Genomic DNA, 13,241 nt, shown 5'->3' on the forward strand with positions numbered 1-13,241 from the left:
ATAAATGACATATTGAAAATTAAGTAAATATGATACAATTTCAATGAATAGAATGATTGATTTAGAATTTAGTTACAAGGAGTGGAGACTTATTAATCCGAAATTAATTAAAACCATGGCTATTATTTCAAATATATTTTTAGTCATTGGTATTATATTTTTAATTACTTTAAATGTTGTGATGGCAATTACAATGTTTGTTGTTTCTTTGACAATTAGCTTAGTAATTTTCAACACATTATTTAGAAATCGAAAGGGCATGCGTATTGCAATTAACGTTTCCTTTATAATCGTTCTTATTGCGGTTATTTTTGCCTATTTCACATTAACTCAATAAAATGCAATGCAGGGAGATTTTAAAATATGAATGAGCGTGTTAAGCAACGTATACCGTTAATATTATTAATATTAATTATCGCTATATTTGTGATTTTATTAATAATAAATGAAACATCTTTATTTGAGAAACAAAAGACCCATACTTTTAATGAAGCGGTAGATAAACAAGTAAGCTCAGATGCATTAAATATGAAAGAACAAGAAGGTAAATTTATTAAAGCTTCTACTGCAGATGTGAAAAAAGCAATGGAAGTTAATAGTGATCAAGACGATTTAAATCATATGGATATTTCTGAAAAAGTATCTATGTCCGAAGACGAGATAAATAAAATTTTAAAAAATAAAGGTATATTAAAAGGGAAAGGTAAAACTTTCCTAAAGGCACAAGATAAGTATGATGTTAATGTTTTATATTTAGTGAGTCATGCCCTAGTTGAAACAGGTAATGGTAAATCAGAATTAGCAAAAGGTATTAAAGATGGAGATGAAAGATATTATAACTTTTTTGGTATAGGTGCATTTGATGAAAATGCAGTACATACTGGTAGTAGCTTTGCAAAAAAACAATCGTGGACATCCCCTGAAAAAGCAATTATGGGTGGTGCTCAATTTGTAAGGAAAAATTACTTTGATAATAAACAAATATCACTTTATCAAATGAGATGGAATCCTAAGACACCTGGTGAACATCAATATGCAAGTGATGTGGATTGGGATGACAATATCGCTTGGTTTATGAAACATTTTTATAAAAATTTAGGCATTAAAAAAGATGACATCAACAAAGATTATTATTTGTAGTGACATCATAAAAGATTACAACCGCAATTTTTAGAAACTTACATTACATTTTGTTATGTTATTATACAAATGTGAATATAATATTAAAAGATTAGGGAAAGTTGGAGTGAATAAAGATGAAAATAGCCATCGTCGGTGCAGGTATAGGTGGTTTAACTGCAGCAGCTTTATTAATAGAGCAAGGTCATGATGTAAGTGTATTTGAAAAAGAAGATACAGTATCTGAATTAGGTGCTGGTATTGGCATTGGTGGTAATGTCATTGAAAAACTAAATGGTCATGATTTAGCAAAAGGACTGAAAAACATTGGACAAGTTATTGATGTGATGGAAGTTCGGGATGAAAAAGACAAACAATTATCAAAACTTAAGTTGAAAAAAAACACTGTTAATTTAACAATGTCACGCCAAAGTTTATTAGATGTGATTAAATCTTATGTGCCTGATAGCGTAATTTTCACAAATCATAATGTAACAGGAATTGAAAATGGGGACTTGAAAGTGACCTTACAATTTTCTGAACAAACTTCACAATCATTTGATTTATGTATCGGCGCTGATGGTATCCATTCAAATATAAGGCAAGCATTAGTACCAAATAGTAAACCAATTTATCAAGGATACACAGTATTCAGAGGCTTAGTTGAAGATATTGATTTAAAAGATAACCACATTGCTAAGGAATTTTGGTCTACAAAAGGTAGAGTGGGTATTGTGCCATTATTAAATAATCAGGCTTATTGGTTTATTTCAATTTCTGCCAAAGCACATGATACTAAAATACATGCTTTTGCGAAACCACATCTACAGGCAAGATTTAATCATTTTCCTAATGAGGTTAGACAAGTTTTAGATAAACAAAGTGAAACAGACGTATTATTACATGATATGTATGATTTAAACCCATTGAAATCATTTGTTTATCAACGTGTTGTGCTTTTAGGTGATGCTGCTCATGCAATGACACCTAACATGGGGCAAGGTGCTGGTCAAGCAATGGAAGACGCTATTGTTCTCGCGAATTGTGTGCAATCATATGATTTTGATTTAGCTTTGGAACGCTATGATAAATTACGTGTGAAGCATACAAAAAAAATAGTGAAGCGCTCTAGAAAAATAGGGAAAACTGCGCAAAGAACAAATAAATTTGTCGTTAAAGTGAGAAATAAAATTGCTAAAATCCTTCCTGATCGATTACTATCCAATCAGACAAAATTTATTTATAAATCGAAAGAAAAGTAAAACATATATTTAGAACAAAACGCTCAATATCATAAAGGCCGTAAATGTATTTTAGAAAAATACATTTACGGCTTTTTATCTAAATTGACTATTATTTTGTTAACTTTACTAAGGTGATAATCTAGTTTGTCATTTTCAATGCTTAAATTATGTCATATAGAACAATCTGATTAAATTTAATTTGCTCTTAATTTTTATTGCATAAACAACCTTGCAAATAGAAAAACACTTCCGTGCTATTCATTTAAATAAATAGCACGGAAGCGTTTTTATTTTAATCCTATTAATTGCGGGAGTTTATAACTGTTTTCAATAGAAACTGGTATTTAAACATAAGTCAAAAATGAAGATATCTCAGTGTCTATGTTTTGTTAAATAATCAGTGATTAATTAACGACAAATTTAGGTTCTTCACCATTAAGTTTACTTATTGTGCCATTAGCTACAATTTTTGACATCATATCACGAGATTCAAACGTAGCATTACCAATGTGAGGTGTAATAACAACATTATCTAATGATTTCAGTTCATCATTAATTTCAGGTTCAAATTCAAACACATCTAATGCTGCGCCTTCGATATCTTTATTTTTCAATGCTTCTACTAAAGAGGCTTCATTTACGATAGGGCCTCTAGCTGCATTAATGAGATAACTTGTTGGTTTCATTAATTTGAATTGTTCAGTGTCAAATAAATGGTGTAAATCAGGATTATATGCAGCATTAATTGTAATAAAATCTGAGTGCTGTAAGAGTGTATCAAAATCAACATATTTAGCGCCTATTTCACGTTCTTTATCAACTTTTTGATGAGGTCCTGTGTAAAGTACGTTCATATCAAATGCTTTCGCACGTTTTGCCACTGCGCTTCCAATTTCTCCTAAACCAATGATTCCTATTGTTTTACCAGAAACTTCTCTGCCACGGAAGAATAATGGTGCCCATCCGTCAAATCCGGTTGTACGACATAATTTATCGCCTTCAGGAATACGTCTCGCTACAGCTAATACAAGTGCGAAAGTTAATTCTGCTGTAGAGTTTGTTGAAGCTTTTGGTGTATTTGTTACATCAATTTGCTTTTGGCGTGCGTGTTCAACATCTACGTTATTGAAACCAGCGCCATAGTTTGTGATGATTTTTAAGTTTGAGCCTGCATCAATCACATCTTTATCAACATTAGTAGATAGAAGGCTGATTAAAGCGTCAGCATCTTTAACGCCTTGGATCAATGTTTCTTTATCAATAATTCCTTTACCTTCATACATATCGACTTCATAACCTTGTTCTTTTAGCAAGTTATACCCAACTTCTGGTATTGGGCCTGCAATGAAAACTTTTACCATGTATAATCACTTCCTTTACCTAAAGTATAGTAAATTTTATATAAGTAAACAAACTTTTACATTGCTCTCAATTATAACAAAGTACATATTACATATAATTATAGTTCTAAAATAAAGTGATTATTTTATTATCGTAGATATTGCGTTAATTTAAAAAGTTATTTTAGCCAACAATTTTCAAACCAACAATTGCTAAAACAATGATAACAATAAAGAAAATACGTTTGATATTTTTAGATTCATTATAGATGAGCATGCCAGCTAGCGTGCCACCACCTGTACCGATACCGCTCCATACAGCATAAGCAGTACCCATAGGTATACCCATTGTCATCGCTAGTTTAAGTGTGCTGAAACTACAAATAAAGGCAACTGCTAAAAGCACAACGAATGCTTTCTTTTTAGTACGAGCAATTTCATTTAGAATAATGACACCAATAACTTCTAGTAAACCAGCCATAAATAGTATGATCCATGCCATTATTGTTCAGCCTCCTCTGTAGTTAATTTAAGACCGATAATTCCAATTACAAGTAAGATAACTAATGCTATTTTCGCAATGTTAAAATGGTCTCCGAAAAACATCATATCAACCAGTACCGTTCCAATTGCACCAATACCTACAAATACAGCATAAACAGTTCCAACAGGTAACGATTTACAAGCTGAAATGACTAAATAGAAACTCAATATTAAAATAATAATCGTACCAGCCCAACTCAAGAATGAGTCAGCAGTGTTTAATCCAGTAACCCATAATATTTCTATAATTCCTGCTACGATAACTTTAAGCCACTGCATTTGGTTCAACCTCCTTTTTGCATGAAACGCTATTATTTTCTCAAACTTTTAATTAGCCTGCAATATGTAGACATCATTTCAATATAAAAAAGCCTAAGACATTAAAGAATGTCTTAGGCTTTTATAGTTACTACTTATTTATTGAAAACGAATTGCTATTGGCATTTTTAACATAAACAACCATATTTATCATACGTATAAAGTCGTCATTTAAGCACATGACTTTATATTACATATGCCTCCCAATAGTGATTATTTAATGGCAATATTAGTTAAGGTGGATATAATTATATGAACTAGCTTCGCCAGCTGAAATTGTACGTTCACTTACTGAGTATGGTCCACCATTATAGTTCATTTCAGAAACATTTACAGAACCATCACTGTTTACATTTTCAACGTATGCTACGTGACCCATGCTACCTTCACTAGATTGTAAGATAGAACCTGCCTCTGGAGAATTGTTAACTGTATATCCTGCTGAAGATGCTGCAGAAGCCCAATTATTTGCATTTCCCCATGTAGAACCGATTTCGCCACCTGTTTTATCAAATACATACCAAGTACATTGTCCAGCAGTGTATAAGTTTGCACTTGAACCTGATGTAGCTTGTGTTGTGTTTTGATTAGCTTGTGTAGTTTGTTCAGCTGCATTTGCTTCATTTCCGTGATCTAAACCTACAATTGCTGCGCCGATACCTGCTGTCAATGTTGTTGCTGTTACTATTTTTTTCATAATAAAAAAGTCCTCCCAAATTTAATTCATCTATTATTTTAATAAAAATTATTTATATAATTACTGCGTTAGTTTCAACGACAATTTATACAATAACAGAAGATCATCACTTTGTGTGGATTGTTACGTATTTGTAAAACAATTAAAAAGACCTCACATATTGTTGTAATAAACAACACGTGAGGTTACAAAAGCGAATATTGTTGTAATATGGTAAAAAATGCGCAAGTATAAGGTTTAAATACATAATATACACATCTGATGGATTTGTATATTACAATGAGTGTAAAGAATCACAAAATTTTGATTAAAATTATTTGAAAAATCTAATAGATAGCGGTGGTAAATAATCTTCACCATTATACGCTTTTACTGCTGCTACAATTGTAAAAATAAAGTTTAAAATTGCGATGATAGGAAATAGAATAAATCCTATGAGAATGAACATCAAAATAGTTGAAACGGTTAACCAAATAACATATGAAATTAGGAAATTAAAATAATTTTTACCTGCTCTATCAACGAATGCTGAGTCTTCACGTTTAATAAGCCAAATGATTAGTGGTGCTAAAAATGTAGTGAAAAAACTAAGTACATAAATTAATGTTGCCATCAATCTTGAATCACTATTAGGTTCTTGATTTAATACTTCACGATTTGAGTAAGCTTCAGTCATTATTATTCCTCCTTTTAACTTACTATTACTATAACAAAACCAAAAATGAGTTGTACATTATTTGAAAAATTTTATAAAAAAGACTGTTTACAATGTTGCGATATTGTTAAAATATAGAAATGCACATAAACAAGTATTTAATTGAAAAAATTAAATAGGTTGTATACCAGTGTTTATCATTTTTCTTAATAGGTTATACATGAGAGTAATGTTTAACACGAAAAATTTGATGTTTAAAGAAAGAAGGGTGTTTATGAAGATAGCTATCGTAGGATCAGGTAATGGTGCTGTTACTGCAGCACTAGATATGGTTAGCAAAGGACATGAAGTCAAGTTATATTGTAGAAATCAATCTTTAGATAAATTTGATAAAGCCATTGAACAAGGTGGTTTTACATTTAATAATGAAGGTGAAGAAACCTTCGTAAAATTTACTGACATAAGTGACGATATGGAATACGTACTTGAAGGTGCTGATGTTGTACAAGTTGTTATACCATCATCATTCATTGAACATTATGCACATACTATGGCACCATTTATCAAAGCACATCAATTAATATTCTTTAATATTGCTGCTGCAATGGGATCAATACGTTTTATGAATGTACTAGAAGATATGCACATTGATGTAATGCCTAAGTTTGCTGAAGTAAATACATTAACTTATGGTACACGTGTCGATTTTGAGGCAGCGCGTGTCGATTTATCTTTAAATGTTAGAAAAGTACATTTTTCAACATATGATAAAGAAGAGTTAAGTGATAGCTTCGATACAATAGAAAAATTGTATCCTTATATTGTAAAAGAAGAAAGCTTGTGGAAAACAAATTTAGAAAATGGTAACCCTGAAGTTCACCCTGGGCCAACGTTATTAAATGTAGGAAGAATTGATTATGCTGACACGTTCGCTCTGTACGAAGAAGGGATTACGAAACATACTGTGCGCTTATTACATGCAGTAGAGTTAGAAAGACTAACATTAGGACGTAAATTAGGATTTGAGTTATCATCTGCAAAAGAAGCTCGAATTGAACGTGGTTATTTAGAAAGACAAGATGAGGATGAACCACTTAACCGTTTGTTTAATACGAGTCCCGTATTTTCTCAAATTAAGGGACCTAATCATGTGAAGAATCGTTATTTAACAGAAGATATTGCACATGGTTTAGTACTTTGGTCAAGTTTAGGACGGGAAATTGATGTACCAACGCCTAACATTGATGCGATTATTATTATTGCATCTACAATATTAGAACGTGACTTCTTTGAAGAGGGATTAACGATAGATGAGTTAGGAAAAGATAAGTTAGGATTGTACTAATTATAATATTCATTCATATAAATAAGGGGAAATGTGTATGAAAAGACAACCAACTTTTTTAGAATCAATTTCAACGATCATAGTGATGATTATTATTGTAATTACTGGTTTTGTTGTGTTTGATATTCCAATTCAAGCATTACTTATTCTTTCTTCAGCTTATGCTGCAATTATTGCGAGACGAGTAGGTTTAAAATGGAAAGATTTAGAAGAAGGCATTACCAATCGCTTAGCAACAGCAATGCCAGCGATATTTATTATATTATCTGTAGGTATTATCGTAGGTACTTGGATGTATTCTGGAACAGTACCTGCACTGATTTATTATGGTTTAGAGTTTTTAAACCCTAATTTGTTTTTAGTATCAGCATTTATTATTTGTGCAATTACCTCAGTTGCTACTGGAACGGCATGGGGGTCAGCATCTACGGCAGGCATAGCACTGATGGCGATAAGTGCACAACTAAATATTCCAGCTGGGATGGCTGCAGGTGCAATCATTGCAGGTGCAGTATTTGGTGATAAAATGTCACCACTATCAGATACGACCAATTTAGCAGCGTTGGTAACTAAAGTAAATATCTTCTCACATATAAGAGCGATGATATGGACAACGGTGCCAGCATCTATAATTGGATTAATTGTATGGTATTTTGCTGGTTTACAATTTAAAGGTAGCGCGAATACTTCGCAAGTTAATGCGATGCTTAAGGAGCTATCAACGATTTATAACATCAACTTTTTTGTATGGTTACCCTTAATCATTATCATTGTATGTTTATTGCTTAAAATTTCCACGGTGCCGTCGATGTTAATTTCCAGTGTAAGTGCGATTGTTATCGGCGCATTTAATAATGGGTTTAATATGACAGATGGCTTTAAAGCCACTTTTGATGGATTTAATAAAAGTATGGTACCCAATTTACACGGCTCATTATCCGATAAAGCTGTTAATTTAATAGAACAGGGCGGTATGATGAGTATGACTGAAATTGTAGTTACTATTTTTTGTGGTTATGCCTTTGCTGGTATAGTGGAAAAGGCAGGATGTTTAGATGTGATATTGAAGAAAATATCTAGTAATATCAATTCAGTGGGTACTTTAATTCTTGCCACAGTTTTAGGTGGATTAATGATGGTGTTAGCTGCAGGTGTTGCTTCTGTGGTAATAATTATGGTTGGTGTATTAATGATGGATATGTACAATAAAATGGGCTTGGATCGGTCAAATTTATCCAGAACATTAGAAGATTCAGGTACAATGATTATACCATTGATACCATGGGGCACTTCTGGCATTTATTATACTCAACAATTAGGTGTTTCTGTTGATCAGTTCTTTATTTGGGCTGTACCTTGTTATTTATGTGTCCTATTTGCGATATTTTATGGCTTTAGTGGTATTGGCATAAAAAAAGCTAAAGCTAGCGAAGGATAAAAATTATATATTAGAAACATGCTAAAATATAATAAAGCGTAGTAATATATTCAAACTTTAAACTTGTTTATATTACTACGCTTTAGATAGATTTAAGTGAAATTAATAATAATATGTTTATGGGATAGATAATTCGGCTAAACAAAACTATGGATGAGGTGGTTCCGTATTAAATATAGTGTTTATTGTAGCGATAATGCTTTATTTTAAGGAATACATCAATATTTCAATATAGGTAAAGATTTTAAATATCCTTCTATTATCTATTTTATAGTCGGTTTTATATTGTATATTGTAGCGATGGTACAGTATAAAACCGATTTATCTGGAAAATACAATAATGATATATGTATCGTTACATGTCAATAAGTAAAGTATTAATTGAAAATTTTTATGACTATACTTCAGTTTAATCTATAATGATAGTAATGTTATATTTACAAAAATATAGGTTTGAATGAAATTGCTAAATTGAGATACTATTCGATGAATAAATGTTTTATTGCTTTTAAAGTGTCTGGGACGAATCAATGATGTCCTAGACTTTTTTTATTTTGTTGCTTATATTGTAGAATGCTTCAATGTCAAAATAGTTTCATTTTATAAAACACCTGAGTCGTCAGCAATTTTAAAACCGTTTTAAATGAAGACATTGTTCAAATATATATCACGAATGCCATTATGTTATCGAAACAATATCTAAAAGTGAAATAAGAAAGCGCCAATTTCTATATTATTACAATAGAAATTGACGCTTATTTTTAGCCAGTGATTTTGTATCCTACCCGCTTATATATTTACGATTATTAGTGAATGTAGTTATAGCTTGAAGCTTGGCTAGCTGAAATTGTACGTGAAGTAACAACACCAGGACCTTGGCCATAGTTCATTTCAGATACACGGATTGAACCGTCACTGTTTACACTTTCAACATATGCTACATGTCCCATAGCACCAGTTGAAGATTGTAAGATTGAACCTTGTGAAGGTGAGTTATTTACTGTGTAACCTGAAGCAGCTGCAGCGCTTGCCCAGTTGTTAGCGTTACCCCAAGTTGAACCAATTTTACCGCCAACTTTATCAAATACATAATAAGTACATTGTCCAGAAGTATAAAGGTTGCTAGAAGAACCTGAAGTACTTGAAATAGAACTTGATGAACTTGATGGTGCGCTAGTTGTAGTTACTTTGATGTTGCGGTCTGAAGTTGAGTTTGAAGCAGCTCCACCGCCACCTGTTGTATTGTTAGCTGTATATGATTGAGTTGAATTACCATATGTAGAACCGTAATTACTGTTTTGACCATTATTTGTAGCACCATTATTATTTGAATGAGCTTGGTCAGCTTGACTTGGATTCCAATTACCTTGCCAAGTATAGTGGTAATTACCTTGTTGATCTATAGTATATGAATAACTATAAGAAGTTGGATCATTAGGGTTATAACCATTATTGTTTTCAGCAGCATCTGCTTCGTTTTGTGCAAATGCAAAAGTAGCGATTCCTGCAGTAGCGATTGTAGCTGTAGCGATTTTTTTCATTGTAAAATATCCTCCTAATAATTATAAAGCATTTAATTTATTATCTCAGTCTCTAAATGACAATAGTTTAATATAGTTTTTTTCGTTGTTTTAACGACAAGCAATACTTTATCAGATAATGGTCGATTTGTGTGCAATGTTATCATTTTGTAATTTAACTCTAATAATTAATCATTAGATGTAACAAAAAACATTAACTTTTTATAGGCCTAAATGCCCATTATAATCGTATTTTACGGTCATTTAAGTGTAATATTGCACTCTAATTTATTACAAATCTGTAAAATAACAGAAAATTACAAATGCTAATAAATGCTAAAATTTAGTTATTTAAATAATATATTATTTTCTAAAGAGAAAGATTATTTATTTTTGAAAGAATTGAGAATAATTGATACAAATGTTTGCATGATATTAATGAGCAATGATATTGACAGTTTATTTGAAAGGTTTTAAGATAATGAGTATAAAAAATATACTTGATAAGCGAGGTGAATGAATGAAAATTGAGATTGGCTTAACATCTTTTGCTGATAATAGTGAAATTTTCACCGATAAAGGTAAAGAACCTGCAATTAGTAATGCTCAGAGGATAAGGAATATAATAGAAGAAATTGAAATTGCAGATCGTTATGGTCTTGATGTTTATGGATTAGGAGAACACCATCGACCTGATTATGCTGTTTCTGATCCAGTTACAGTATTAGCTGCAGCTTCTAGAAATACAAAGCAAATTAAATTGAGTAGTGCTGTTACTGTATTATCCTCAGATGATCCTGTAAGAGTTTATGAAAGGTTCTCAACATTAAATGCAATTTCAAATGGTCGTGCTGAAATAATGGTAGGAAGAGGTTCATTTATAGAATCATTTCCATTATTTGGATATAACTTAAATGACTATGAACAGCTATTTAATGAAAAGATTGAATTATTGATGCAAATTAATCAAAATGAAATTGTAAATTGGACTGGTCAACTGAGAGCGAACATACAAAATTTAGGTGTGTATCCTAGAGTTGAGCAAGGTGTTTTACCTATTGCTATAGCCACAGGTGGAACGCCAGAATCTTCATTGAAAGCAGGAGCATTAGGATTACCTATCACTTATGCTATAATTGGCGGTGACCCTAAAAGATTCCGTAGAAATATTGATATGTATAAATCGATAGCTGAATCTTATGGTCACGATGTGAGTAAATTACCGATTGCTACACATTCTTGGGGTTACATTGCTGAAACGGACGAACAAGCTTTTCGTGAATTTTTCCCTTCAGTAAAAGCAAGCCATGATGTATTAGCTAAGGAACGTGGGTGGCCACTATATGATGAAAATAGCTTCATACGTGAAGCAGGACCGCATGGGGCATTATATGTTGGTAGTCCAGAAACTGTAGCTAATAAAATTATTGAAACTGTTGAAACATTAGGTTTATCTCGCTTTATGTTGCATACCCCTGTGGGCTCAATGCCTCATGAAAATACAATTAACACCATTAAATTATTAGGTGAGCGGGTAAAACCTATTGTAGATAAATATTTTGAAAACAAATAGAAGGAGAGTAAAAATGATATTACGTTATTTAACAAATTTAAAATTAGCAAAAGAATTATATGGTGCGGCAAAACCTAAATTAAAAGGTGACAAATCTATGAAAGATACCTTTACTGAAGTGTTTAATTTGCCAGCAAATGCAGTACCTTTAGCTGGTGCTTTAGAAGGATTAAGTGCAGTATTTTTCGTATTAAGCTTTGCAAGTAAAAGACTATCACGCATTGCTTCACTATTAACTATTACAGTGCTAGGTGTAGCAGCGTATAAACACTTTGAAGCTGGTCATGGTAAAGCAGGTGCAAAACATGCACTTGATTTAACAGGATTAGCAGCACTTAGCTTATTAGATACTTTAGATTGTAAAAAGAAATAATTAATCATTAAAATATCAGCTGGATATGGATATAATAAAGCGTTTCGTTTTAAATGAAAAAGTAAAAATGATAGTTAACACAACTTGGGACTTTAATAAATGTCTCAAGTTGTTTTTTATTTATCGGCAGACGCCTAGTGAGAAAACGCTTGTACATAGTGATAGTAGAAATAGTAAAAAGCGAATCGTTCAATTTGAAAATGATTATTTGATAGTTATGCGTTTAAAATGAGTATATGCTACATATAGATGCATTACGTTAGACTTGTTGATTTAAATTTAGTTGGTTGTCTTATGTAACCATATTTGTAATTGATATTTCAAAGTATATTTAGTTTGCTTTTGTGGAGTTCAATTTATTAAATTAACGTCAAATACTAATAATTTTAAAAATTTATAAGAGGTATTAATGAATTTTTAGTAACAAAAAGGATATATGTAGCACTAAATTTTAATAATAAAAAGTGGTATTAAAAAAATAGTAGCAATTCCTAATATTTTTCATAGTAAGCCATATTGAATTCAATAGCCTAAATAGGATAAAATTATATTACATAAAGACAGGCACACTTTGAAATATATTAACATCATGAAAAAACATAAGGAGTGGTTTTATGGAAAAATTAAAAGAACTAAATGAACTAATAACTTTGTATCAAAAAGGAAAGCAGTTTTTCAAAGAAACTAAAAAATATCACAAATTAAATTATGAAGAAATATTTATTTTGAATTATATACATGAATGTCAATCTTATGAAGTTACTGCGAAAGAAATTGCACAATATTCAGAGTTAAAACCGTACTATTTAACGAAGGCACTACAAAAATTAATTAAAATGGGCTATTTGAGTAAAAAGAGAAGTGATATTGATGAACGTACAGTTGTTGTATATATAAATGAAGCGCAACATCAAAAAATTGAACATATGATAAAAACATTACAAGATTATCTCAAGTAACTTGTTTTGGAAAATGAGTCGTGTTACATATATAAAAAAACGAATATTCTGAAAAGTGTAATTTTATTTTATTAATTATATATTGAACTAAAATATTATTTGAGTAAAACTTTAAAT

14 protein-coding genes are annotated in these 13,241 nt (G+C 31.2%); 8 read left to right on the forward strand and 6 right to left on the reverse strand.

The window, feature by feature from the left end; genetic code table 11:
• Positions 1 to 52 precede the first annotated feature (52 nt).
• The 3 genes from KA873_RS02965 (at position 53) to KA873_RS02975 (ending at position 2,381) form a co-directional block, all read left to right on the forward strand.
• Positions 53 to 337 (forward strand): hypothetical protein, encoded by a 285-nt coding sequence (locus tag KA873_RS02965; RefSeq protein WP_181187396.1) that lies wholly within the window; start codon positions 53 to 55, stop codon positions 335 to 337.
• 26 nt (positions 338 to 363) lie between these two features.
• Complete coding sequence (locus KA873_RS02970; RefSeq protein WP_107505043.1) at positions 364 to 1,140, forward strand: N-acetylglucosaminidase; 777 nt, start codon at positions 364 to 366, stop codon at positions 1,138 to 1,140.
• A 116-nt stretch (positions 1,141 to 1,256) separates the two neighbouring features.
• Positions 1,257 to 2,381 (forward strand): FAD-dependent monooxygenase, encoded by a 1,125-nt coding sequence (locus tag KA873_RS02975; RefSeq protein WP_107384155.1) that lies wholly within the window; start codon positions 1,257 to 1,259, stop codon positions 2,379 to 2,381.
• Between the two features lie 386 nt (positions 2,382 to 2,767).
• Here the strand turns inward: KA873_RS02975 and KA873_RS02980 are convergent, their stop codons facing one another.
• The 5 genes from KA873_RS02980 to KA873_RS03000 form a co-directional block, all read right to left on the reverse strand.
• Positions 2,768 to 3,724 carry a 2-hydroxyacid dehydrogenase family protein gene (locus KA873_RS02980; protein ID WP_107505044.1) on the reverse strand — a complete coding sequence of 319 codons (957 nt, stop codon included), beginning with the start codon at positions 3,722 to 3,724 and terminating at the stop codon, positions 2,768 to 2,770.
• Between the two features lie 163 nt (positions 3,725 to 3,887).
• Positions 3,888 to 4,205, reverse strand: a complete 318-nt coding sequence (locus tag KA873_RS02985) for a DMT family transporter (RefSeq protein ID WP_107384153.1) — start codon at positions 4,203 to 4,205, stop codon at positions 3,888 to 3,890.
• Positions 4,205 to 4,525, reverse strand: a complete 321-nt coding sequence (locus KA873_RS02990) for a DMT family transporter (RefSeq protein WP_107384152.1) — start codon at positions 4,523 to 4,525, stop codon at positions 4,205 to 4,207. Before KA873_RS02990 ends, KA873_RS02985 begins: the two co-directional genes overlap by 1 nt.
• Before the next feature lie 268 nt (positions 4,526 to 4,793).
• On the reverse strand, positions 4,794 to 5,261 hold the full coding sequence (locus tag KA873_RS02995) for a CHAP domain-containing protein (RefSeq protein WP_107384151.1): 468 nt from the start codon (positions 5,259 to 5,261) through the stop codon (positions 4,794 to 4,796).
• Between the two features lie 313 nt (positions 5,262 to 5,574).
• On the reverse strand, positions 5,575 to 5,937 hold the full coding sequence (locus KA873_RS03000; protein ID WP_107384150.1) for a DUF4870 domain-containing protein: 363 nt from the start codon (positions 5,935 to 5,937) through the stop codon (positions 5,575 to 5,577).
• A 253-nt stretch (positions 5,938 to 6,190) separates the two neighbouring features.
• Between KA873_RS03000 and KA873_RS03005 the strand changes: the two genes are divergently transcribed.
• On the forward strand, positions 6,191 to 7,261 hold the full coding sequence (locus KA873_RS03005; RefSeq protein ID WP_107384149.1) for an NAD/NADP-dependent octopine/nopaline dehydrogenase family protein: 1,071 nt from the start codon (positions 6,191 to 6,193) through the stop codon (positions 7,259 to 7,261).
• 37 nt (positions 7,262 to 7,298) lie between these two features.
• Positions 7,299 to 8,699, forward strand: coding sequence for a Na+/H+ antiporter NhaC (gene nhaC, locus KA873_RS03010; RefSeq protein WP_107384148.1), 1,401 nt, complete (start codon positions 7,299 to 7,301; stop codon positions 8,697 to 8,699).
• An 806-nt stretch (positions 8,700 to 9,505) separates the two neighbouring features.
• On the opposite strand, the gene KA873_RS03015 is transcribed toward nhaC, so the two are convergent.
• Positions 9,506 to 10,240, reverse strand: a complete 735-nt coding sequence (locus tag KA873_RS03015; protein ID WP_107384147.1) for a CHAP domain-containing protein — start codon at positions 10,238 to 10,240, stop codon at positions 9,506 to 9,508.
• A 499-nt stretch (positions 10,241 to 10,739) separates the two neighbouring features.
• Between KA873_RS03015 and KA873_RS03020 the strand changes: the two genes are divergently transcribed.
• The 3 genes from KA873_RS03020 to KA873_RS03030 all read left to right on the forward strand — a co-directional run bounded on the left by KA873_RS03020 (position 10,740) and on the right by KA873_RS03030 (position 13,124).
• Positions 10,740 to 11,792 (forward strand): LLM class flavin-dependent oxidoreductase, encoded by a 1,053-nt coding sequence (locus KA873_RS03020; RefSeq protein WP_107384146.1) that lies wholly within the window; start codon positions 10,740 to 10,742, stop codon positions 11,790 to 11,792.
• A 13-nt stretch (positions 11,793 to 11,805) separates the two neighbouring features.
• Complete coding sequence (locus KA873_RS03025; protein WP_107384145.1) at positions 11,806 to 12,165, forward strand: DoxX family protein; 360 nt, start codon at positions 11,806 to 11,808, stop codon at positions 12,163 to 12,165.
• 614 nt (positions 12,166 to 12,779) lie between these two features.
• Complete coding sequence (locus KA873_RS03030) at positions 12,780 to 13,124, forward strand: transcriptional regulator, SarA/Rot family (protein ID WP_107384144.1); 345 nt, start codon at positions 12,780 to 12,782, stop codon at positions 13,122 to 13,124.
• The last annotated feature ends 117 nt before the right edge of the window (positions 13,125 to 13,241 follow it).

The sequence above is a fragment of the Staphylococcus sp. GDY8P45P genome, assembly GCF_017892745.1.
In the GTDB taxonomy this organism is placed as follows: Bacteria; Bacillota; Bacilli; order Staphylococcales; family Staphylococcaceae; genus Staphylococcus; species Staphylococcus cohnii.